Origin of the sequence: Planobispora longispora, assembly GCF_016863135.1 — a bacterium.
In the GTDB taxonomy this organism is placed as follows: Bacteria; Actinomycetota; Actinomycetes; order Streptosporangiales; family Streptosporangiaceae; genus Planobispora; species Planobispora longispora.
Genome location: NZ_BOOH01000057.1, coordinates 41,392 through 62,352, shown reverse-complemented (window position 1 = coordinate 62,352; position 20,961 = coordinate 41,392). Strand labels below are relative to the sequence as shown.

20 protein-coding genes are annotated in these 20,961 nt (G+C 73.5%); 8 read left to right on the top strand and 12 right to left on the bottom strand.

The annotated features are described in order from the left end of the window. Positions 1 to 39: 39 nt before the first annotated feature. The 3 genes from Plo01_RS33075 to menC are packed head-to-tail and all read left to right on the top strand — an operon-like array spanning position 40 to position 3,372. Positions 40 to 1,368 (top strand): M20/M25/M40 family metallo-hydrolase, encoded by a 1,329-nt coding sequence (locus Plo01_RS33075; RefSeq protein WP_239317540.1) that lies wholly within the window; start codon positions 40 to 42, stop codon positions 1,366 to 1,368. 41 nt (positions 1,369 to 1,409) lie between these two features. Then, on the top strand, positions 1,410 to 2,228 hold the full coding sequence (locus tag Plo01_RS33070) for a GNAT family N-acetyltransferase (RefSeq protein ID WP_203894684.1): 819 nt from the start codon (positions 1,410 to 1,412) through the stop codon (positions 2,226 to 2,228). A 16-nt stretch (positions 2,229 to 2,244) separates the two neighbouring features. Continuing rightward, positions 2,245 to 3,372: an o-succinylbenzoate synthase gene (gene menC, locus Plo01_RS33065; RefSeq protein WP_203894683.1), complete on the top strand. Its 1,128-nt coding sequence runs from the start codon at positions 2,245 to 2,247 to the stop codon at positions 3,370 to 3,372. 111 nt (positions 3,373 to 3,483) lie between these two features. Here menC and Plo01_RS33060 read toward each other — a convergent pair whose 3' ends face one another. Beyond that, positions 3,484 to 4,371 carry a haloalkane dehalogenase gene (locus Plo01_RS33060; RefSeq protein ID WP_203894682.1) on the bottom strand — a complete coding sequence of 296 codons (888 nt, stop codon included), beginning with the start codon at positions 4,369 to 4,371 and terminating at the stop codon, positions 3,484 to 3,486. A gap of 52 nt (positions 4,372 to 4,423) precedes the next feature. Further along, positions 4,424 to 5,062, bottom strand: a complete 639-nt coding sequence (locus Plo01_RS33055; RefSeq protein WP_203894681.1) for a TetR/AcrR family transcriptional regulator C-terminal domain-containing protein — start codon at positions 5,060 to 5,062, stop codon at positions 4,424 to 4,426. A 54-nt stretch (positions 5,063 to 5,116) separates the two neighbouring features. Between Plo01_RS33055 and Plo01_RS33050 the strand changes: the two genes are divergently transcribed. Then, positions 5,117 to 5,971: an alpha/beta fold hydrolase gene (locus Plo01_RS33050; protein WP_203894680.1), complete on the top strand. Its 855-nt coding sequence runs from the start codon at positions 5,117 to 5,119 to the stop codon at positions 5,969 to 5,971. Here the strand turns inward: Plo01_RS33050 and Plo01_RS33045 are convergent. The 4 genes from Plo01_RS33045 to Plo01_RS33030 all read right to left on the bottom strand — a co-directional run bounded on the left by Plo01_RS33045 (position 5,909) and on the right by Plo01_RS33030 (position 10,484). Then, positions 5,909 to 6,757: an ABC transporter permease gene (locus Plo01_RS33045; RefSeq protein WP_203894679.1), complete on the bottom strand. Its 849-nt coding sequence runs from the start codon at positions 6,755 to 6,757 to the stop codon at positions 5,909 to 5,911. The two genes, Plo01_RS33050 and Plo01_RS33045, sit on opposite strands and share 63 nt — an antisense overlap. Beyond that, complete coding sequence (locus Plo01_RS33040) at positions 6,754 to 7,788, bottom strand: ATP-binding cassette domain-containing protein (protein ID WP_203894678.1); 1,035 nt, start codon at positions 7,786 to 7,788, stop codon at positions 6,754 to 6,756. The genes Plo01_RS33045 and Plo01_RS33040 overlap by 4 nt, the downstream gene beginning before the upstream one ends. A 45-nt stretch (positions 7,789 to 7,833) precedes the next feature. Beyond that, positions 7,834 to 8,676, bottom strand: coding sequence for a helix-turn-helix domain-containing protein (locus tag Plo01_RS33035; RefSeq protein WP_203894677.1), 843 nt, complete (start codon positions 8,674 to 8,676; stop codon positions 7,834 to 7,836). Between the two features lie 458 nt (positions 8,677 to 9,134). Beyond that, on the bottom strand, positions 9,135 to 10,484 hold the full coding sequence (locus Plo01_RS33030; RefSeq protein WP_203894676.1) for a serine hydrolase domain-containing protein: 1,350 nt from the start codon (positions 10,482 to 10,484) through the stop codon (positions 9,135 to 9,137). Positions 10,485 to 10,595: 111 nt separating this feature from the next. Between Plo01_RS33030 and Plo01_RS33025 the strand changes: the two genes are divergently transcribed. After that, on the top strand, positions 10,596 to 11,144 hold the full coding sequence (locus Plo01_RS33025; protein WP_203894675.1) for a TspO/MBR family protein: 549 nt from the start codon (positions 10,596 to 10,598) through the stop codon (positions 11,142 to 11,144). 4 nt (positions 11,145 to 11,148) lie between these two features. After that, entirely contained in the window at positions 11,149 to 12,630 is a 1,482-nt protein-coding gene (locus Plo01_RS33020; protein WP_203894674.1) for an amidohydrolase family protein, read from the top strand. A 5-nt stretch (positions 12,631 to 12,635) separates the two neighbouring features. Here Plo01_RS33020 and Plo01_RS33015 read toward each other — a convergent pair whose 3' ends face one another. The 3 genes from Plo01_RS33015 to Plo01_RS41455 all read right to left on the bottom strand — a co-directional run bounded on the left by Plo01_RS33015 (position 12,636) and on the right by Plo01_RS41455 (position 14,414). Continuing rightward, the gene (locus Plo01_RS33015) at positions 12,636 to 13,103 is read right to left on the bottom strand and encodes a cupin domain-containing protein (RefSeq protein WP_203894673.1); all 468 of its coding nucleotides are present in this window, start codon (positions 13,101 to 13,103) and stop codon (positions 12,636 to 12,638) included. Positions 13,104 to 13,186: 83 nt separating this feature from the next. Next, positions 13,187 to 13,678, bottom strand: coding sequence for a low molecular weight protein-tyrosine-phosphatase (locus tag Plo01_RS33010; protein ID WP_203894672.1), 492 nt, complete (start codon positions 13,676 to 13,678; stop codon positions 13,187 to 13,189). Between the two features lie 367 nt (positions 13,679 to 14,045). Then, on the bottom strand, positions 14,046 to 14,414 hold the full coding sequence (locus Plo01_RS41455) for a hypothetical protein (RefSeq protein ID WP_203894671.1): 369 nt from the start codon (positions 14,412 to 14,414) through the stop codon (positions 14,046 to 14,048). A gap of 176 nt (positions 14,415 to 14,590) precedes the next feature. Between Plo01_RS41455 and Plo01_RS41450 the strand changes: the two genes are divergently transcribed. Continuing rightward, a complete protein-coding gene (locus tag Plo01_RS41450; RefSeq protein ID WP_203894670.1) occupies positions 14,591 to 15,001 on the top strand; it encodes a helix-turn-helix domain-containing protein in 411 nt (136 codons plus the stop codon). Here the strand turns inward: Plo01_RS41450 and Plo01_RS32995 are convergent. After that, positions 14,943 to 15,914: an alpha/beta hydrolase gene (locus tag Plo01_RS32995; RefSeq protein ID WP_203894669.1), complete on the bottom strand. Its 972-nt coding sequence runs from the start codon at positions 15,912 to 15,914 to the stop codon at positions 14,943 to 14,945. The genes Plo01_RS41450 and Plo01_RS32995 overlap by 59 nt on opposite strands. Before the next feature lie 182 nt (positions 15,915 to 16,096). After that, positions 16,097 to 16,981 (bottom strand): DMT family transporter, encoded by an 885-nt coding sequence (locus Plo01_RS32990; RefSeq protein WP_203894668.1) that lies wholly within the window; start codon positions 16,979 to 16,981, stop codon positions 16,097 to 16,099. 135 nt (positions 16,982 to 17,116) lie between these two features. Here Plo01_RS32990 and Plo01_RS32985 point away from each other — a divergent pair, with 135 nt between their 5' ends. Further along, complete coding sequence (locus tag Plo01_RS32985) at positions 17,117 to 18,562, top strand: dihydrolipoyl dehydrogenase family protein (protein ID WP_239317537.1); 1,446 nt, start codon at positions 17,117 to 17,119, stop codon at positions 18,560 to 18,562. A 397-nt stretch (positions 18,563 to 18,959) separates the two neighbouring features. Here Plo01_RS32985 and Plo01_RS32980 read toward each other — a convergent pair whose 3' ends face one another. Beyond that, complete coding sequence (locus Plo01_RS32980) at positions 18,960 to 20,945, bottom strand: tetratricopeptide repeat protein (RefSeq protein ID WP_203894667.1); 1,986 nt, start codon at positions 20,943 to 20,945, stop codon at positions 18,960 to 18,962. Positions 20,946 to 20,961: the final 16 nt, after the last annotated feature.

Below are 20,961 nucleotides of genomic sequence, written 5' to 3'. Positions count from 1 at the left end.
GCCGTACGGTCACGGTAACGCCGACAGAAAGGCCGGTCCGTGTCCGCTGCCCCCGCCGGTTCCCCCCTCTCCCGCGACCGCGCCGCCCTCCTGGACGCCATGCTGGGAGATCTGGAGGAGCTCGTCGTCTGCGAGTCGTTCTCCGCCGACCTCGACGCGGTCGCCCGCAGCGCCGGGGTCGTCGCCGCACAGGGGACGCGCCTGCTCGGCGTCCCGCCCGAGACGATCGTGATCGACGGCGTCACCCACCTGCGCTGGACGTTCGGGACCCCCCGTGTGCTCGTCCTCGGCCACCACGACACGGTCTGGCCGATCGGCTCCCTGCGGACCCGCCCCTGGTCGGTGACCGGCGGGATCGCCCGGGGGCCGGGGGTGTTCGACATGAAGGCCGGGCTGGTCCAGGCCTTCCACGCGCTGACCTCGCTGCCCTCCCCGGACGGGGTGTGCCTGCTGGTCACCGGGGACGAGGAGGTCGGCTCGACGACCTCGCGCGACCTGGTGGAGGGGGCGGCCCGCCGGTGCTCGGCCGCGTTCGTGCTGGAGGCGGCCGCCGACGGCGGAGCCCTCAAGACGGCCCGCAAGGGCACCTCGAACTACGAGATGGTGGTGCACGGCCGGGCGGCGCACGCCGGGCTCAACCCCGAGAAGGGCGCGAACGCCGCGATCGAGCTGGCCCACCAGGTCCTCGCGATCGAGGGCGTCGCCGCCCTGGTGAACGGGGACGGCACGGCCGCGCCGGCGGGCGCGGACGGCGCGCGGACTCCCGCGACCGCGACCGCGCCCGGGACCGCCGGCGTGCCCGCGGTCACGGGCGCCGGGACCACCGTCACCCCGACGGTCCTGAGCGCCGGGACCACCGCCAACACCGTGCCCGCCCTGGCCCGCGTGGCCGTGGACGTCCGCTCGCCGACCCTCGCCGCGCAGCGGCGGGTGGACGCGCTGATCCGGGCGCTTCCCCCCCGGCTCGCCGGGACCCGGCTGGAGGTCCTCGGCGGCCCGAACCGGCCTCCGATGGAGGCGTCCTCCTCCGCCGGGCTGTTCGCGCTGGCCCAGCGCGTCGCCGCCGATCTCGGCCTGGATCCGCTCACCGGGATCGGCGTGGGCGGGGGGTCCGACGGGAACTTCACCGCCGGGGTGGGCTGCCCCACTCTCGACGGGCTGGGCGCGGTCGGCGGCGGGGCCCACGCCGAGGACGAGCATGTGGTGGTGGCCGAGCTGCCGGGCCGTACGGCGCTGCTGGCCGGACTGATCAGAGCGGTGCTGGCCGGGGACGGGCCGCGGGGCCGGAAGGGGACCGGCTCCGGGACCGGCTCCGGGGGCGTAGACGGGGGCGTGGACGGGGGCGTGGACGGGACAGGACCGCGGTGAGCGGGGCCGCGGCGGGCGGTGTCACTGCGGGCGGTGTCACGGTGCGCGGTGTCACGGCGGGCGGTGTCACGGTGCGCGAGCTCCACTCCCTGGGAGAGTTCGAGGAGGTCGCCCGGTTGTTCGACGGCATCTGGCGGCCCGTCCCGGGCGGCGAGCCGGTCACGGTCGAGCTGATGCGGGCGTTGTCGCATGCGGGCAACTACGTGGCCGGGGCCTACGGGGAGGACGGGCGGCTGATCGGCGCGTCGGCCGGGTTCCTGGCGGCCCCCGTCGGCGAGGCCCTGCACTCCCACGTCACCGGGGCGCTGGCCGGGCGGGGGGCCGGGCTCGCGCTCAAGATCCACCAGCGGGAGTGGGCGCTCGCCCGCGGCCTGGAGCGGATCACCTGGACCTACGACCCCCTGGTACGGCGCAACGCCCACTTCAACCTGGTCAAGCTCGGCGCCCTGCCCGAGGAGTACCTGCCGTCGTTCTACGGGGCCATGGGAGACGCGATCAACGCCGGGGACGAGTCGGACCGGATCCTCGCGGTCTGGCGGCTGGCGGAGCCGCGCGTGACGGCCGCCGTACGGGGCGAGCCGCTCCCGCCCGGGGTCCCGCCGGACGCGGTGGCCGGGCTGGGAGAGCGGGACGGGCATCCGGTCCCCGGCCGGACCGACGCCCGGGTGGTGCTGGTGGCGGTGCCGGACGACATCGAGACGCTGCGGCGGCGGGATCCGGGGGCGGCCAAGGCGTGGCGGCACGCCGTGCGGGACGTGCTGGGCGGGCTCATGAACGAGGGTGCTCAGGTCACCGGTTTTCACCAGAAATCGTGTTATGTCGTGGAACGACACGATCGAGCGGCGTCTGAGAACCGATGAGCACCGAGGAGAGCCTATGGAGATCACCGGGGTCGAGCTGCGGCGGATCGCGATGCCGCTGGTCACGCCGTTCCGCACCTCGTTCGGGACCGAGACGACCCGCGACGTGCTCCTGGTCCGGGTCGTCACCCCGGACGCCGAGGGCTGGGGCGAGTGCGTGGCCATGGCCGAGCCCCGCTACTCCTCCGAGTACGCCGACGGCGCCGCCGACGCGCTGCGCCGCTTCCTCATCCCGGCCCTGTCCCGGTACGCCGCGGGGCTCGCGGAGCTCGCGGAGCTCGATGCCCACGCCGCGGGCCGGGCGATGGAGCCGTTCAAGGGCCACCGGATGGCCAAGGCCGCCCTGGAGACCGCCGTCCTGGACGCCCGGCTCCGCGCGCGCGGCGAGTCCTTCGGCTCCTTCCTCGGCGCCGCGCGGGACCGCGTGCCCTGCGGCGTCTCGGTCGGCATCATGGACTCCGTCCCCCGGCTCCTCGACGCCGTCGCCGGCTACGTCGAGGAGGGCTACGTCCGGATCAAGCTGAAGATCGAACCGGGCTGGGACGTCGCCCCGGTCCGGGCCGTGCGCGAGCGCTTCGGCGACGACCTGCCGCTCCAGGTCGACGCCAACGCCGCCTACAGCCTCGCCGACGCCCACCACCTGGCCCGGCTGGACGCCTTCGGCCTGCTGCTCGTCGAGCAGCCCCTGGCGGACGACGACCTGGTCCAGCACGCCCGGCTGGCGAAGCTGCTGCGCACCCCGATCTGCCTGGACGAGTCGATCGAGTCCGCGGCGCACGCCGCCGCCGCGATCTCCTTGGGCTCCTGCTCCATCGTCAACGTCAAGCCCGGCCGGGTCGGCGGCTACCTGGAGGCCCGCCGCATCCACGACCTGTGCCGGGCCCACGGCGTCGCCGTCTGGTGCGGCGGCATGCTGGAGACCGGGCTCGGCCGGGCCGCCAACGTCGCCCTGGCCGCCCTGCCCGGCTTCACCCTGCCCGGCGACACCTCCGGCTCCGGCCGCTACTACGCGACCGACATCACGCCCCCGTTCGTCCTGGACGACGGCCACCTGGCCGTCCCCACGGGCCCCGGCCTCGGGGTGAGCCCCGTCCCGGAGATCCTGGACGAGGTCACCGTCGCCACCGAGTGGATCGCCCTCTGACGCGCGGCGACGAGGTCGGCGCGCGGCCCGACCGGCTCCACGACACCCATGACGAGTTCGCCTACCGCTACGTCTACGCCGCCTACCGCGCCGTGCGCCCGCCCCCGGCCCTCAGGCGCGGACGAAGCGCAGGATCTCGCGGCCGAGGCGCTCGCCGGCGTCCTCCTGCAGGAAGTGCCCGGCGCCCTCCAGCACCGGATGGTCGATCCCCCGCGCGCCCGGGACGAGGCTCCGGAACAGCCCCGCCATGGGGCCGGTGATCGGGTCGCGGTCGCTGAAGGCGACCAGGAAGGGCCCGTTCCAGGCGCGCAGGACCTCCCAGGCGTCGCGGTTCGGCTGGGCCTCGACGTCGTCCGGTTCGGCGGGCACCAGGCCCGGCATGGCGCGCGGGCCCGCCTTGTAGGTCTCGTCGGGGAAGGGCGCGTCGTAGGCGGCCAGCACCTCGGGCGGCAGCGTGCCCGTGCAGCCCGCCTGGATGCCGCGCGGCACGTCGAAGTGCGCGCCCGCGCCGCGCACGGCCTGGCGGAAGCGCAGCCAGGTCTCCGGCATCGGGAAGTCTCCGGTCGGCAGGCCGGTGTTGGCGGCCACGATCCGCGCGTAGCGGCCGGGGTCGGCCACGGCCAGGCGCAGGCCGATCAGGCCGCCCCAGTCCTGGCCGACGAGCGTGACGTCCTTGAGGCCGAGAGCGTCGACGAACGCCGCCGTCCAGGCGATGTGGCGGGCGTAGGTGTGGTCGGCGATCGCGGCCGGCTTGTCGGAGCGGCCGAAGCCGATCAGGTCGGGGGCCACCGCGCGGCAGCCGCCGTCCACCAGCACCCGGATGACGTGCCGGTACAGGAACGACCACGACGGCTCACCGTGCAGCAGCAGGACGACGGGACCCTCGCCCTCGTCGACGTAGGCCATGCGCGGGCCGCCGGGCAGGTCGGCGTAGCGCGGCGGGTAGGGGAAGTCGGGCAGATCGGCGAAGCGCTCGTCGGGAGTCCGCAGCAAATCCATGAACGCATACGTACCAGAACATTTGTCTACGGGCCACCGTGCGACCGGACGCTCAGGGCGGGCCGGGCGGGGAGGTGCCGGCGATGATGGTCCGGATCCCATGGTCGAAGTTCGCGCCCCAGCGCTCGGACGAGCCGTGTTCCAGCGCCGCGACCAGCGGCGCCTCGGCGCCGTCGTCCAGGATCGAGATCAGCGGGCCGAGGGAGGAGCCGCCCGCCGGGGCCGCGGCCTGTTCCTGCAGGACGAAGCCGAGGACGTAGTGGCTCAGCGTGGTGATCGTGCGCAGCGCCAGCACGGGCGTGAAACCGCGGGTGAGCATCGCCGCCATCTCCGCGTCGAGGCTCCTGACCACCTCGGGGCCCAGGTCGGTGGCGGTGGCGACGAGCCGGGCGCCGTCGCGGTGGGCCAGGAGCGCCCGCCGGTAGGAGCGGGCCCGGCGGTCCAGCCAGTCCTGCCAGGATTCGCCTTCACGCGGGGGGCCCATCCCTGCCGACAGCACGATGACACCCGCCATGCCGTTCAAAAGCTCCTGCTTGGTACGGAAATGCCAGTACAGGGCGGGTGACTGCACGCCCAGTTCCGCGGCCAGGCGTCGGACCGTCAGCCCTTCCAATCCGGCCTCGTCCAGCAGGCGGAGCGCCGCGTCGACGATGATCTGCCGGGTCAGCCCCGGTCGCCTGTTCTCACCCATCGACTCACCAACTTAGCAGTGATAAATTCCATTTAGCACTGCTAAGGAGGAAGCATGATCGTCGCAACGTCCGCGGACGGCGTGCAGGTCCGGGCGGCGGACGAGGGCCAAGGGCCGGCCGTCGTGGTGCTGCACGGAGGGCTCGACGACGGCTCGCAGTGGAGGAAGGTCGCCGGACGGCTCACGCCCCGGCTGCGGGTCGTGCGCATCCACCGCCGTCAGTACCGGCTGGACCTGACGCCGTCGAGCACGATCGCCCAGGAGGTCGAGGACGTGCGGACCGTCGTGGCCGCCCTCGGCGGCGGGCCGGTGCTGCTCGTCGGACACTCCTCCGGCGGCGTGGTCGCCCTCGAGGCCGCGCTCGCCCTGCCCGGGGCCTTCACCGGGCTGGTCCTCTACGAGCCGCCCGTCGTGGTGGGATCGTCCCTGGGCGGCGCGGCGACCGCGGCGGCCAGGGCCGCTCTGGCGCGCGGGCGCCGGGGCAAGGCACTGGAGATCTTCATCCGGGACGTCGTGCGGCTGCCGCCCTGGCAGGCGTGGCTCGTCGGAGCGGTCACCTGCGTCCATCCGGAGCTGCGGGCCTTCGTGCCCCGCCAGATCGACGACCTGCAGGCCATCGACCAGCTGGGCGAACGCCTGGACGCCTACCGGGCCGTCGGGATCCCCACCGTGCTGCTGGGCGGGGAGACCAGCCCCGCGCACCTGGGCGAACGGCTCGACGCGCTGGCCCGGGTGCTGCCGGCGGCCGAGCGGGTGACCCTCCCCCGGGAGGGCCACGGCGGCCACATGCGCTCCCCCGGCCGGGTGGCCCGGGTCGTGGCGGCCGCCGCGGCCCCCCGGGACCGCTCAGGCCCTGCGGTTGTAGAGCCGGAGCGCGATCGGGGCGAACACGAGCGTCATGCCCCCTGAGAGCGCGAGGACGAGCGCGACGTCCCCGGCGTCGGGCACGCCGTCGAGGAGACCGCGCGCCGCCTCGACGAGAAGCGTCACCGGGTTGACCGCCACGAACTCCCGCACCAGGGCCGGCATGGTCTCCGGCGGCGCGAACGCCGGGCTCACGAAGGTCAGCGGGAAGAGGATCATGGTGGACACCCCCATGACGGCGGCCGGGGTCCGCGCGGTGAGACCGATGATCAGCCAGAGCCAGCTCAGCGCGGAGCAGAAGACCAGCAGCAGCGCGACGGCCCCGGCGACGCCCCCGGGGCCTCCCGGCGCCCGGTATCCGATCAGCGTCGCGATGCCGAGCACGAGCGCGGAGGCGAGGCCGTAGCGCAACGTGTCGCCCAGCAGCGCGCCGGCGAGCGGCGCCGGACGCCAGATCGGCTGCGAGCGGAAACGGTCGAAGGAGCCCCGCTCGATGTCGGTGTTGAGGGTCACGGCTGTGTACATCGTCATGAAGACGACCGTCTGGGCGAGGATCCCCGGCAGCGCGTAGCGCAGATACGCCTCCGGCGATCCGATCATGGCCCCGCCGAACACGTACGTGAACATCAGCGTGAACATGATCGGGAACAGCGTGGCGTCGAGGAGTTGCTCGGGGACGTGCCTGATCTTCAGCAGGGCGCGCCACGCGAAGGTCAGCGTCGCGCGGAGCGCGCCCGCGCCCGTCGCCGGCGGCGGCGCGCCGGCGACGGCGGAGATCAGTCTGGGGTCGAGCTCGAACGCCGGACCTTCGGCGGCCTGGTGGACGCTCACGCCGGCACCTCCTCGCGGCCCGGCGCGGGGCCGTCGGCCGGTTTCCCGGTCAGGGCCAGGAACACCTCGTCGAGACTCGGCTGGGCCAGCGCGTACTCGCCGATGCCGAGCCCGCGTTCGGTGACGGCCGCGAGCGCGCCCGCGACCGCGGCCAGCTCGTCCACCCGCAGGGAGAGCGCGACGGGATCCGGCTCCAGGACGGGGACGGCGCCGAGCATCGCCGCCAGGAGCCGGGCGACCTCCGGGCGGTCGGCGCGATCGGCGACCCGCACGCGCAGCGCGCTCGCACCGACCAGGGCCTTGAGCCGGCCGCTCGTGCCCTCGGCGATGACGCGGCCGTGATTGACGACGGCGATGCGGTCGGCGAGCTGGTCGGCCTCCTCGAGGTACTGGGTGGTCAGCAGAACGGTCGTGCCGGCGCCGACGAGCGCTCGCACGCTCTCCCACACCTGGCCCCGGCTGCGCGGATCCAGGCCGGTCGTCGGCTCGTCGAGCATCAGCAGGTCGGGACGGACGACGAGGGAGCCGGCGATGTCGAGCCGGCGCCGCATGCCGCCGGAGTAGGTCTTCACCTCCCGCCTGGCGGCCGCGGTCAGGTCGAAGGCCTCCAGCAGGTCGGCGGCGCGCTTCCCGGCCGCCCTGCCCCGGTGTCCGCGCAGGCGGGCGAGCAGGGTGAGGTTCTCCAACCCCGTCAGGTCCTCGTCGAGGGAGGCGAACTGCCCGGTCAGCGCGAGACGCGCCCTGACCCGGGCCGCCTCGGCGACGACGTCGTGGCCCAGCACGCGGGCGGTGCCGCCGTCGGGACGGATCAGCGTGGCGATCATCCGGATCAGGGTCGTCTTCCCCGCCCCGTTGGGCCCGAGCACGGAATAGACGCATCCCGCGGGCACCGTGAGATCGACGCCGTCGACCGCCCGGTCGGCGCCGAACGCCTTGACCAGGCCGCGGGTTTCGATCGCCCATATCTCGTGGCCCGTGCCCGGCGGGGTGCGCCCCGGCCGGTGCGCCGGTCTTTCGGTCAGCGATGTCATGAGGGCAGCGTGTCCGAGACCGGAGCCGCCGTCTTGGACGAATGTTCAGGCGGTGCGCGCGGGCGTCCAGGCCATGCTGTCGACCGTCCACAGCGGGTCGGAGGCGATCGCGCCCGGGGTCCGGCCGGTGAACTTGAGCACCTCGCGGTGGAGGTGGGACTGGTCGGAATAGCCGATCTCCGCGGCGACCTCGGCGACGCTGGCGGCCGTGCCGAGCCGCCGGAGCGCCCGGTCGAACCTGACGATCGTCGCCGCCCGCTTCGGCGTGACGCCGATCTGCGACTTGAACCGGTTCCAGAACGTCGTGCGGCTCCAGCCGTACCGGCCGGGCAGATCGCCGATGGGCACCCGCCCGTGGCCGGCCACGATCCGCCGCCACGCGTCGGCCACCTCGGGGTCGATGCGGAACGAGGAACGGCGGTGCCGGGTGAACGCCTCGCGGACCAGCGCGAACCGGTCGTCCCAGGACCGCGCCTCGATCAGCCGCGCGCGCAGCCGGCCGGCGTCGCGTCCCCAGACCTCGGCCAGGTCCAGCGGCGCGCCGTTGAGCTCCGCCGGCGGCACGCCGAGAAGACCCGGCGCCGCCAGCGGATCCACCTGCAGTTCGACGCAGTCGACGGCGCGCCCGGCCATCCGGGTGGCCGCCGGGGAGATGCCGGAGACGATGCCGCCCTCGATGGCGCCGCTCCCGAGGGGTTCGAGGCTGCCCGGGGCGCAGTCGATCACGATCGCGATCGCCGGACCCGGGGGAACGCGCTCCTCGAACGTCCCGCCGGAGCGATCGCGGAAGCCGGCCATCGTGACGCCCGGGATCGCGCGCCCCCCGGCGGGGACCGCCACCTCCCAGGCGCCGTGGCCCCGGGTCGTCGGCACGGTGTCCGCTCGCATGCCCGCGAGCATATCCCCGCCCGCACGTCCCTTCACCGGCCGGGAGCGCTGTACCCGAGGTCGATCGGCGAATCAGCCGTGATCCGCCCATCACAACTCTGTCAGGAGTCGAAACAGCACGGTCGCTCGTGGGCGGGCGAGGAGACACGCGACGACTCCGTCGACGGCCCGAGCGCCCATGCCCGCCGGCTCGTGGCGGACGTGCGGGTGATGCGGCAGCGCTGCCACGACCTCATCCGACAGAGCGGACAGGCGCGCTACAGGGCTGTGACGGTTCGACGTCAGGTCAGACGGACGCTTCAGCGCCTGCTGGAGATCCGGCGTCAGCAGGCTTCGATCGGCTCGCGCGGACGGGGCGCCTCGCGGCCGGGCGGCGGTTCGCGGTCCGGCCCGGCGACGCCGTCAAGCTGACCCCGGCCTGATCACGCTCCGACCGGGGTGCGCCGGAGGTCTGCCGATCATGCGACCTTGGGTGTGGCCCGGACGCCGAAGTGGACGTACGGTGAGCCGTCGGCCAGCTCGTAGAAGACCACCGGGATCCAGCTCGGCTCGTCCTCGGGACGGCCCACGAACGTCGTCTCGTCCACCGGGACGAGCTCGAACTCCATCGGCGGGCGGAGCCCGGCGAGCGCCCCCGTGGCCTCGCTGTGCAGGTGGAGCCGGCCCTCGCGGACCGTCAGCGTCAGCCGGTTCCCGGTGCGCTCGTAGACGCCGGCGTACCGCGCGACGTCCACCTCGACGGACGTGCCGGGCGGGCCCAGCGGCGCCGGGACCTCCAGGCCGAGCAGCTCGGCGAAGAGCTCGGCGGCCAGGGCCTGCTGGAAGGCCGCGGTGTGCCCCCCGTTGGCCAGCACGCACACGACGGTCTCGGCGTCCGGCACCATCCAGAGCATGGCGGCCTGGCCGATGGTGTTGCCGCCGTGGGAGAGGATCCGGCGGCCGCCCCACTCGTCCAGGATCCATCCGATCCCCCACTGCCTGCCCACGGTGTACGGGTTGGGGACGTCCACCTGCGGCTCCCACATCGCCTTCGGGTCGGCGAGCAGCGCCGTGCCGAGGTGGGCGCGGGCGAAGGCGACGACGTCGGCGGGGCTCGAGCAGATCAGCCCGGCCGGGCCGACGGAGCGCATCAGCCCCCACATCGAGGTGGGCTCGCCGTCGAAGTGGCCGGTGGCGGCGCGGAAGCGGATCACGTCCTCCGGCAGGGTCCAGGTGTGGGTCAGGCCGAGCGGTTCGATGATCTGCTCGCGCAGCGCGGCGTCCCACACCTTCCCGGTCAGGCGCTCGATGACGCGGCCGGCGATGACGAACCCGGAGTTGCCGTACGACTGGGTGACGCCGAGCGGGTGGTTGCGGGTGAGGTCCGCGCAGGCCGCGACGTACTTCTCCACGCAGTCGTCGCCGCGGCCGGTGTCGAGGAACAGGTCGCCGTCGATCCCGGAGGTGTGCGACAGCAGGTGCCGGAGCGTGACCTGCCGGGTCAGTTCGGCGTCGGCGACCCGGAACTCCGGCAGGATCTCGGCCACCAGAGTGTCCAGGGTGAGCCTGCCCTGCTCCACCAGGAGCATGATCTGGGTCGCGGTCCACACCTTGGTGATCGACCCGATCTGGAACAGCGAGTCCGTGGTGGCCTCGACCCCTGTCGCGGTGCTGAGCACCCCGGCGGCGAACTCGTGGACCTGTCCCCCGTGCAGGAAGGCGAGGTTCGCACCCGGGATCTCGAACTCGGTGATCAACTCGGCGAGCCTGGCCTGCCAACGGGCGGGGTCAGCCGCTCCGGTTCCCTTTCCAGCGGTCGTTCCGGCCACGCGGGACTCCTCTCCTCCGGTCCGATCTCCCCTTGGACCCGGCTATGAGAACGATCATCCATTGGGACGGGGAGGAAGGGAACCCGCCGTTTTCCGGGGTAGGGGCGAGCCATGGAGACCACGACCCCGGCCGTCCCCCACGGGGACGCCCGCACGGAGACCGCGGAGAATCCCCGCCGGAAGACCCGCCCCAAGACCCTCGCCACGACGCTGCTCGCCGTGACCGCGACCGCCGTCACCGGGAGCCTGGCGACCAGGAGCGTCTCCTCCCTGTGGTACCGGAGGCTGCGCAAGCCGTCCTGGCAGCCGCCTTCCCCGGTGTTCGGCCTCGTGTGGACCCCGCTGTACGGCCTGATCGCCGTGGGTGCGGCCCGCGCCCTGGACCGCCGGGAGGGCGCCGCCCGCACGGCGTTCGCCGGCCGGTTCGCGGCCAATCTCGTCCTCAACGCCGGATGGAGCCTGGCCTTCTTCGGGGCCCGCTCCCCCCGGCTGGCGCTCGGCGAGATCTTCCTGCTCAACGCCTCGAACGCGGCGCTGATCCGGCAGGCGTGGCGCACCGACAGGACCGCCGGGGCGATCCTGCTGCCCTACGGCGCGTGGACGCTGTTCGCCACCGCCCTCAACACCGCGATCGTCCGCCGCAACCCCGCCGGCGGCTGACCCCGTGGAGGAAACCCCGCAGACGCACGATCTGGTGTTCGCCGGCGCCCGGGTGCTCGACCCGGAGACGGGCCTGGACGCGGTCGCGAACGTCGGCGTCACGGGCGGCGTCATCGCCGCGGTGAGCACCGGCCCGCTGACGGGGCGGCGCACCGCCGACGTGAGCGGGCTCGCGCTCGCTCCGGGCTGGATCGACCTGCACAGTCACGCGGGCGGCGTCGCGGGCCACCGCCTGCAGGCGCTCGACGGCGTGACCACGGCGCTGGAACTGGAGGCCGGGGCCGCCCCGGTCGCCGAGGCGTACGCAGTCGCCGCAGCCGAAGGCCGTCCCCTCAACTACGGCTTCTCCGCCTCCTGGGGCCAGACCAGGATGACGGCCGTCGGCGGCCTCCCCCTCGGCGGCGGCATCGCCGTCGCGCTGCGCAACCTGGGAAACCCGGCCTGGCAGCGCGAGGCGTCCGCGCGCGAGCTCGGCGCGCTGTTCGACCTCCTCCGGCGGGAGCTCGCGGACGGCGCGCTCGGCATCGGCGTGCTGGCCGGCTACGCCCCGCGCGTCGCGCCCGAGGAGTATCTCGCCGTGGCCGCGATGGCCGCGGAGGCCGGGGTCCCGGTCTACACCCACGCCCGCGACCTCGTCGAGCAGACGCCGGACATCCCGATCGACGGGGCCGAGGAGCTGGTCCGGGCCGCCTCCGCCACCGGCGCCCACATGCACTACTGCCACGTCAACAGCACGTCCCTGCGCCGGCTGGACCGGGTGCTCGGGCTCGTGGACGCGGTCCGCGCCGAGGGCGCCCGGGTCTCGACCGAGGCCTACCCGTACGGCGCGGGAATGACCGGCATCGGCGCCTCCTTCCTCGCCCCCGAACGGCTGCCCGCCCGGGGGCTGGAGCCCCGCTCGATCGTCTACGCGCCGACCGGGGAGCGGGTGGCGGACGCCGCGCGCCTGCGCGAGCTGCGGGCCGCCGACCCCGGCGGACTGGCGATCGTGCACTTCTTCGACGAGGACGACCCCGGCGACATGGCCTTCGTCGACCGGGCGCTGCTGGCCCCGGAGACGGTCGTCGGATCCGACGCGATGCCGTTGACCTGGACGGGCGGACGCCCCGACGAGACGGCCTGGCCGCTGCCGCCCGGGGTCGTCACCCACCCGCGCACGGCGGGCGCCTTCTCCAAGGTCCTGCGCCGGTACGTGCGGGAGACCGGGGCGCTGACCCTGCTGGAGGCCGTACGGCGGTGCAGCCTGGCCCCCGCGCTGGTGCTCCAGGACGCGGTGCCCGCGATGCGCCGCAAGGGCCGTGTCCGGCCGGGCTGCGACGCGGATCTGGTGGTCTTCGACCCGGACGCGGTCAGCGACCAGGCGACCTACGCCGCCAGCACCCGGCCCTCGACCGGCTACGTCCACGTCCTGGTCGGCGGCGAGCACGTGGTCAGGGACGGCGAGCCGGTCCTCGGCGCGTTCCCCGGCCGCCCGATCAGGCGCTAGGAAGATCAGTACGACGTGGTGCGATAGCGGGCGCGGAACTCGGCCAGCAGCTCGTCGGTCACCTCCGCGCCCGCGGCCACGGCGGCGTGCACCTCACGGAAATACCCCTCGTATCCCGCGGGGGTGTACAGGCACAGGCCGCGTACCGTACCCGCGCTCGCGTTGCGGAACCCGTGCGGTGTGCCGCGCACCGCAGACAGCAGGTGCCCCGGCCCCGCGGTCACCTCCCCGTCGCCGTCGTGCAGGGTCAGTTCGCCTTCCAGGACGTAGAAGTACTCATCGTGCCCGCGGTGGACATGCGGCCGGGCCCCGACGACGCCCGGGGCCAGGGTGAACTCCTCGAACGCGAACCGGCCGCCGGTGTGCTCACCGGTCAGCCGGAAGAAGTGCTCCACTCCCGCGACATCGATCAGCTCGCCGTCCTCGGGGCGGCGCAGCAGCGGACGAGAACCCGTTTCCCTCGGCTTGATCATCGCTGCATTCTGGCAGAGCGACGGCCGGGGCCCCTTCACCGGATGCTCCCGGCGCCGCGGCCGAGGTCGTCCCGTCAGGATCCTCAAGGCGTTCCCGGCGCCGCCAGGTTCTTGCGGATCTCCGCCAGCAGGCCGGGGACGGCGGCCTCGACCAGGTCGCGGACGTGCTCGAAGTCGGCCTTGCCGCCGTAGTACGGATCGGGCACGTCCAGATCGTCGGCCTCGGCGTCCGGGTCGAACTCGCGGAGCAGGCGGACCTTCTCCCTGGCCTCCCCGTCGGGCGCCATCCCGCGCAGGTCCCGGTAGTGGCCCCGGTCGAGGGCGATGATCAGGTCGTAACGGTCGAACCACAGCGCCTGGAACTGCTGGGCGGCGTGCGCGGAGGTGTAGCCGTAGCGGCGCAGGGTCGCGACCGTGCGATGGTCGGCCGCGTCGCCGATGTGCCACCCGCCGGTTCCCGAGCTGTCCACCTCGACGTCCAGCCCCTCCTCGTCGACGTGCCGCCGGAGGATGTGCTCCGCCATCGGCGATCGGCAGATGTTCCCCGTGCATACAAAGGTCACCCGGTAGCTCATGCGCTCAAGTTTCCCGTATCGGCCGGTGCCGGGATGCCACGCGGGCTTCACCCGTCGCGCGGGCTTCCTATCGTGGAGCGATGCAGGAACTGTTGCTGCGCCTGTCGGCCCTGGACGCCGACGCCGAGGGGGCCGTCCGCGTCATCGCCTACTTCGACTCGCTGGTGCGGGACCGGGTGAGCGTCCCCGGGCTGCTGCGGGCGACGGCGCGGCTGGCCCGCTGCCGGGCGGGCCTGTCCGACGCGGCGACCGGGACGCACCTGAGTGTGTCGCCCACCGGTGCCGTGGACCGCTCCGCCCCTCCGCCCGCGGCGCCCCGGCGGACGCTCGGCTCGGACCTCGGCACGGCCTGGGTGGAGCACTTCGATCAGACCGGTGGCCTCGGGGAGATCCTGCTGGACCGCTTCGCCCAGGCGGCGGAGGTCGTTCTGGAGCGGGCCGCCGCCCGGTCCGGGCCGGGAGACGACCCCGCCCTGGTCGAGCTGGCCCTGTCGGCGGCCGCCGGGGAGGCCGAGCGGAGCCGGGCCCTGCGGCTGCTCGGCTTCGGGCCCGCGATCCGGCTGCGGGTGCTGGCCGTACCGGACGGGGAGCGCGGCGCGGCCGGAGGCGGGGACGCGGCCGGGCACGACGGCGCGACCGGAGGCAACGGCGCGACCGGGGGCGACGGCGCGGAGGGACTCGTCGCCCTCCTGCGCGCCGCGGGCCACCACGTCCAGGCGGCCAGGCTGGGTGACACGACCGCGATCGTGATCGCGCCCCCGGACCTGCCCGGCCTGCCCGCCGGACAGCGGGCCGGGGTGGGACCCGCGGTGGCCGGCGCGGACGCGGCGGACTCCTGGGCCCGGGCGCGGACCGCGCTCCGCTTCACCGGCCCGGGCCCGGCCGACCGGGTGGTGGACTGGGCCGGTCTCGGTGCCCTCGCGCTGTTCGCCGAGCACGTCCCGGACGAGGCGATCGCCGCACTCCCGGACGTGCGGGCCGTCGAGGAGCTCGCCCGCCTGCCGTACGGGGCGGAGGCGCTGGAGGCGGTGCGGGCCCTGTGCGCGGAGGGCTCGATCCCGCCGGGCGGCCGCCGCCGTCCACCTGCACCACAGCTCGCTGGCCGGGCGCGTCGCCCGGGCCGAGGCGGTCCTCGGCTTCTCCCTGGCCGACCCCGCGGGCCGGCTCCGCGCTCACCTGGCGCTGCGGCTGGCGCTGCTGCGGTCCCCCGTCCGCGCGGCGCCCGGGACCGCCTCCGCCTCCTGGCCCGGGGCGGGGACGGGGGTCAGCGCAGCAGCGCCCGGCGCAGGACGGCGATCCGCTCGGCGGCGGCCCGGCGGCTGATCGCGGCGTCGGGCACCATGACGTCGAAGCCGTGGAAGGCGCCCGGGAAGAGGTGGAACTCGGTCGACACGCCCGCCCGGGCCAGCCGCAGGGCGTACTCCACGCACTCGTCCCTGAAGACCTCCAGCTCGCCGACGTCGACGTAGGCCGGCGGGAGGCCGGACAGGTCGGTCGCGCGGGCGGGGGCCGCGTACGGCGAGACGTCGTCGGCGCCCATCCGCTCGCCCAGCAGGCAGCCCCAGCCGAACAGGTTGGCGGCCCGCTTCCAGACCACCGCGTCGGTGAACTCGTGGCTGGACGGCGTGGTGTTGCGGTCGTCCAGCATCGGGCAGATCAGGAGCTGGAAGGCGACCGCGGGGCCGCCCCGGTCGCGGGCCAGCAGGACGGTGCCCGCGGCCAGCCCGCCCCCGGCGCTGATCCCGCCCACCGCGATGCGGTCCGGGTCGATCCCGAGCTCGGCGGCGTTCTTCGCGGTCCACACCAGCCCGGCGTAGCAGTCCTCGACCGGGGCGGGATCGGGGTGCTCCGGCGCCAGGCGGTACTCCACGGAGACGACCACGCATCCGACCTCCAGGGCGTAGACGCACGCCCTGGCGTCGTCGTCCTCGACGGTGCCGATGATCATGCCGCCGCCGTGGATCCAGTACAGGCCCGGCGCACCTTCCTCCAGCCCGGCCGGACGGTAGATCCGCAGCCGGACGTCGGGGGCTCCCTCGGGCCCCGGAACCGTCCGGTCCTCGACCGCGACCCGGTCGTCCGGCACGGACGGGGCGATGGCGGCGCGCACGGCCGCCATCTGGGCGCGGATGTCCGGCACGTCCTCCGGCCGGACGGCGGCGAAGTCGGCCAGCGCGGGACCGAGGTGCGCGGCGACCGCGCCGAGCTCGGGATCGATGTTGGGATGCAGCGCCATTCCGTCCGCCTTCCGGGGTCTTGCACGATCTTCGGGGGGCTCCGGCGGGGCGCCGTCGTCGGGCCGCCGTCCGGTGACCCGATCCTCCGCGAGCGCGAACCTCACCCACAACCGCGATCCGGCGGCGATGAGGGCGGATCCGCCCGCCGGACGGCGGGCCGCCCCGGTCAGAGCGGCGGTGCTCACTTCCGGCGGGAGACGGCCACCCCGGCCAGGCAGAGCAGGCCGCCGGCGAAGGTCAGCCAGCCGGGGACCTCGCCCAGCACCACCCAGGACATCAGCACCACCAGGGCCGGGACGATGTAGGTGGTCGCGCCCATCTTCCCGGCGGTCGTGCGAGCGAGCGCGTAGGCCCAGGTGGTGAAGGCCAGGGCGGTGGGGAAGACGCCCAGGTAGGCGACGTTCAGCAGCGCGGGCAGCGGGGCGGCGGCCGCCTCCTGGACCAGTTGCCCGGCGAACGGCAGGCAGGCCGCCGTACCGATGAGGCAGCTGAAGGCGGTGACCTGCAGCGCCGAGGCGTGCCGGAGCGCGGGCTTCTGGCAGATGACGCCCGCGGCGTACGACACGGCCGCCGCCAGGCACAGCAGCACGCCCAGGATCGACGACCGGCCGCCGTCGGACATGGAGATCCCCACCACGACGGCGCCCGCGAACGACACCGCCATCCCGGTCATCAGGTTGCGCGGGAACCCCTCCTTCAGCAGCCAGCCGCCCAGGAGCGCGATCAGCACCGGCCCGACGTTCACGACCATCGCCGCGGTCCCCGCGTCCACCTCCCGCTCGCCCCAGTTCAGGACGACCATGTAGAGGCCGAACCAGAGCACCCCCGCCCCGGCGATCCCCGGCCACGCCGCCCGCGGCGGCCACCCCTCCCGCCGTACCAGCAGGATCGCGCCGAGTACGGCCGAGCCCGCCAGCAACCGCCCCAGGGCCAGCGCGCCGGGAGAGAAGTGCGGCACGGCGGCGCGGATGGAGACGAAGGCCGACGCCCACAGCACCACCGTGACCCCCGCGGCGGCGAGCGCGCGACGGTCGGTACGGGATTCCACCAAAGTGTTCTGGTCCATGAGCGGCACCCTAGAGGCGGCGCCCTTCGGCTCACACCGAATTATCCCGTCCCTCCCCCGCCACTCCCCATCGCGCCGCGTTGCGACAGGGTGCCCAGAGCGGCAGGATCGAATCCTGCGGTTTCAGGATCTTCGATGAGCAAACGGGTCTTTCTCCGGGAGGCAGTGGTGTCGGACGAGTTCGACGTGATCGTGATCGGTGCCGGACCCGCCGGGGAGAACGTCGCGGGCCGGGCCGTACGGGGTGGGCTCAGCGCCGCCGTCGTGGAGGAGAACCTGGCGGGCGGCGAGTGCTCCTACTGGGCGTGCGTGCCCAGCAAGGCGCTGCTGCGCCCGGTCGACCTGGCCGGCGAGGTCGGACGGGTGCCCGGGATGAGCCTCGGCCCGATCGACGCCGCCGCGGTGCTGGCCCGGCGCGACGAGGCCGTCTCCCACATGGACGACGCCGGCCAGGTCGAGTGGATCACCGGGCTGCCCGCGGAGTTCGTCCGGGGACGCGGGCGGCTGGACGGTCCCAAGCGGGTCCGGGTGTCCCTGCCGGACGGCTCCGAGCGGCTGCTGACGGCCCGGCACGCCGTCGTCCTGGCCACCGGGAGCCGCGCGGTCGTCCCGCCGGTCCCCGGCCTGGCCGAGGCCGAGCCGTGGACCAGCCGCGAGGTGACCGCCGCCAAGGCCGTGCCCGGACGGCTGGCGGTGATCGGCGGCGGCGTGGTGGCCTGCGAGATGGCCCAGGCCATGCACGGGCTCGGCGCGGCCGAGACCACGGTCCTGGTGCGCGGCGGGGGACTGCTGGAGCGGATGGAGCCGTTCGCCGGGCAGCTGGTGGCCGAGTCGTTCGCCGCCTCGGGCATCACCGTGCGCACCGGGGTGGAGGTCGTCCGGGTGGAGCGCCCCGAGCGTGGCGGTCCGGTCACCGTCCACCTGTCCGAGGGCCCGCCGGTCGAGGCCGACGAGCTGCTGGTGGCCACCGGCCGCCGCCCCGCCACCGCCGGCGTCGGGCTGGAGTCGGTCGGACTGCCCGTCGGCAAGCCCGTGCAGGTCGACGACAGCATGCGCGCGACCGGCGTCGAGGACGGCTGGCTGTACGCCGTGGGTGACGTCAACGGCCGCGACCTGATCACCCACATGGGCAAGTACCAGGCGCGGGTGTGCGGGGACGTCATCGCGGCGCGGGCCCGGGGCGAGAAGGACGACCGCCCCGGGCTGCGCGACGTGGCCGGCGGGTACGGCGCGCCGCAGGTGGTCTTCACCGACCCGCAGGTGTGCGCGGTCGGCCGCACCGAGGCCCAGGCCCGGTCGGAGGGCTTCAACGTGCGCGCGGTCGAATACGACCTGGGCTCGGTGACCGGCGCCTACCTTCTCGGTGACGGCTACCGGGGCCGGGCCAAGGCCGTGGTGGACGAGGACCGCAAGGTGCTGCTGGGGGTGACCTTCGCCGGTCCGGGCGCGGCGGAGCTGCTGCACGCGGCGACGATCGCGGTCACCGCCGAGGTGCCGCTGGAGCGGCTCTGGCACGCGGTCCCGTCGTTCCCGACGGTCAGCGAGGTCTGGCTCCGCCTGCTGGAGACCTACGGGCTGTGATCGGACAACCACCGACTTGTCTGAACCTGCGCCGCCCCTTCGGATACTCCCCGACGAGTCTGAGAGCTGATCATAAGCCGTCCCGGACTGGGTAAACGACAAACATAGCGCGACGACCCTCCGCCTCTCTGATCTCGCTTTCGTTCATTGAGAGGAGCAGAAGTGACCCAGCGGATCCCGAACATGCTGCGGCGGTACGTCTATGAGAGGACCAGCCACCGATGAACGAGGCGATAATCCGGTGGGCAGATCAGTACTCGGCTACGGCGGATCACTCGGGGATGCCCCGCTCAGCGGCCCAGACCACAGCCACTCGAACGGATCCGTTCAAATAGCATATCCTCCCATCTGCAGGCCAGCCGGCGGCGAGGCCGACTACGCTCAGGAGATCGCGTGATCATGACGGTCGGATCAGACGGTTCGCCTCCGCCGCCAGATGAGCGGGAAGCGTCGGCGCCATCGCCGTCTTCGCCTGTCCAGCCAGCTTGGCGGCCCCTTCCGGGTCACCATCCAGTGCTCTGATCCGGGCGGCGTAGAGCAGCACCGGACCGTGATCTCCCGCCTCGGCCAGCACTCCCGCGATCTCCCGTTTCGCTTCGGGGAAACGTCCCAGGGAAGCCAGCGCGAGAGCGTACGCCGCCCGGGTTGAGGGCCGTTGCAGCGGCCGGACCCGCGCGAAGTCACGCAACGCGGCGTCGGCCTGACCGAGATGGGTCAGAATTTCAGCCCGTGCCCTCAGCGCCTCCAGCGCGTTCCCCTCCTTGCCCAGCACGTCGTTGAGAACATCCTGGGCCGCGTCGGGGTGTCCGTCGTACCACAGCGCCCAGGCGAGCTCGATCTGGATATTCATGTCATCAGAGAGGTGGCTGATCGCGGAGACCAGTTCCCGGACCGCCACCGAAGGTTTTCCCTGGGCCAGGCGGAGGCGGCCGATCCCGGCGAGTAACCGGCCGACGGCCGAGGTGGCTCCCAGCGTCTCGAACAGGACCGCGGCGTCACGGTAGTGGGTTATCGCCTTGTCGAAATTCTCACGCCGGTGTGCGACATTTCCGAGGAAAGACTGGATCTCCGCGTGGAGCCAGGTGTTGTCACCACATCGTGCCAGCGCTTCCTCGGCTTGTTTCTCCGCCAGCACGAATTCCCCGTCACGGAGCGCGAGTTCGGCGGCGCGCAGGTGCTCGCTCGGGGCTATCCGGTTCTCGGCCTGCTCGACAGCTTGCTCTTTCTGGAGGATCGGCGCGATGAGCCGCTCGTGGGACAGTTCACACCATCGAGTGCCTGCTTTGACCTCTTCGCGGAGGATGTGGCGTTCCACAAGGGCGCGAATCACGTAGTTCTGTTCGCCCGCCGTCAGCGTCTCACCTTGATAGACGGTCTCACACGTGCCGAACTCCGTGATGAAGTTCCGGCGCAACCATTCTCTCAGTCGCTCGGTATCACCGCCCAGGCAATCACGGGCCACCTCCGCGATCATATGTTCGACGAAGTCGGTGAGAGAACGGTCCGCGTTCGCAAACTGGAGGACGTGCTCGGACGTGATGATCCGCACATCGGAGGGCAGGGATCGCCACATGGTGGAACAGACGACCTGGAGCTGCACGGGTTCGACCATCTTGGTGTCCGCGAAAACCTCCTGACCGAGCACTCCGCCTAACTTGATCACGCGCAGGCCCTCCACCAGCTTCTCCGCTGCGCCCTCGGCGAACACCCGCCCGCTGCCGTCGATCGGCCCCTTGGTCGCCAGCACCGCCGCAGGTGTTTCCAGGGGAGCCAGCGGGAATCTTCCTCGAGCTATTCCCGCCAGCTTGGGCTCGTGCGGGAGAATCGCGGCCAGGTAATCTTCCCGGATCGACACGAGAAGCCTGAGGTGCGGGTCGCCGTCCAATGCCTCGACCAGTTGGCTGATGAACCACTCGCGGTACGAGTGGCGGTGCGCGAAGCCACCGAACAATTCCTCCGCCTGGTCGATCGCGGCCATGGTGAGCACCGGGTCACCGTACGGATCCTCACGCCGCGGCCTTCTCCGCAGAAACTCGCGGAGCGTCAGACCCGCCAGCCGGGTGGGGATCTCCTCCGGGGACCAGGACGACAGCAGGGCGAACACGTGCGGATTGTGGTCGGACAGCGCAGCAGTCGGGAACGGTGAGCCGTGGGAGACCCGGCCGATCGGCAGAATGTCCACCCGGGTGGGGTCGAGCAGCGGCAGCACACCCGCCTGAATGAGCGACGTCTTCCCCACCCCGGACGGCCCGTAGAGAACGGTCAGCCGGTTGGCGTGCCACAGATCGCAGACCTCGTGGGACTCCCTGGCCCGTCCGAAGAATCGGGAGGCGTCCTCCCGGCGGAACGCCCTCAGCCCCACATACGGCTGAGCCGTCCCCACGTAAACATTGTCCGGA

Bases quoted from the DNA above. Each gene is read 5' to 3' on its own strand.
- menC (WP_203894683.1), top strand. From the start codon at position 2,245: ATGGAGATCACCGGGGTCGAGCTGCGGCGGATCGCGATGCCGCTGGTC.
- Plo01_RS33060 (WP_203894682.1), bottom strand. From the start codon at position 4,371: ATGGATTTGCTGCGGACTCCCGACGAGCGCTTCGCCGATCTGCCCGAC.
- Plo01_RS33055 (WP_203894681.1), bottom strand. From the start codon at position 5,062: ATGGGTGAGAACAGGCGACCGGGGCTGACCCGGCAGATCATCGTCGAC.
- Plo01_RS33050 (WP_203894680.1), top strand. From the start codon at position 5,117: ATGATCGTCGCAACGTCCGCGGACGGCGTGCAGGTCCGGGCGGCGGAC.
- Plo01_RS33040 (WP_203894678.1), bottom strand. From the start codon at position 7,788: ATGACATCGCTGACCGAAAGACCGGCGCACCGGCCGGGGCGCACCCCG.
- Plo01_RS33035 (WP_203894677.1), bottom strand. From the start codon at position 8,676: ATGCGAGCGGACACCGTGCCGACGACCCGGGGCCACGGCGCCTGGGAG.
- Plo01_RS33025 (WP_203894675.1), top strand. From the start codon at position 10,596: ATGGAGACCACGACCCCGGCCGTCCCCCACGGGGACGCCCGCACGGAG.
- Plo01_RS33015 (WP_203894673.1), bottom strand. From the start codon at position 13,103: ATGATCAAGCCGAGGGAAACGGGTTCTCGTCCGCTGCTGCGCCGCCCC.
- Plo01_RS33010 (WP_203894672.1), bottom strand. From the start codon at position 13,678: ATGAGCTACCGGGTGACCTTTGTATGCACGGGGAACATCTGCCGATCG.
- Plo01_RS32995 (WP_203894669.1), bottom strand. From the start codon at position 15,914: ATGGCGCTGCATCCCAACATCGATCCCGAGCTCGGCGCGGTCGCCGCG.
- Plo01_RS32990 (WP_203894668.1), bottom strand. From the start codon at position 16,981: ATGGACCAGAACACTTTGGTGGAATCCCGTACCGACCGTCGCGCGCTC.
- Plo01_RS32985 (WP_239317537.1), top strand. From the start codon at position 17,117: ATGAGCAAACGGGTCTTTCTCCGGGAGGCAGTGGTGTCGGACGAGTTC.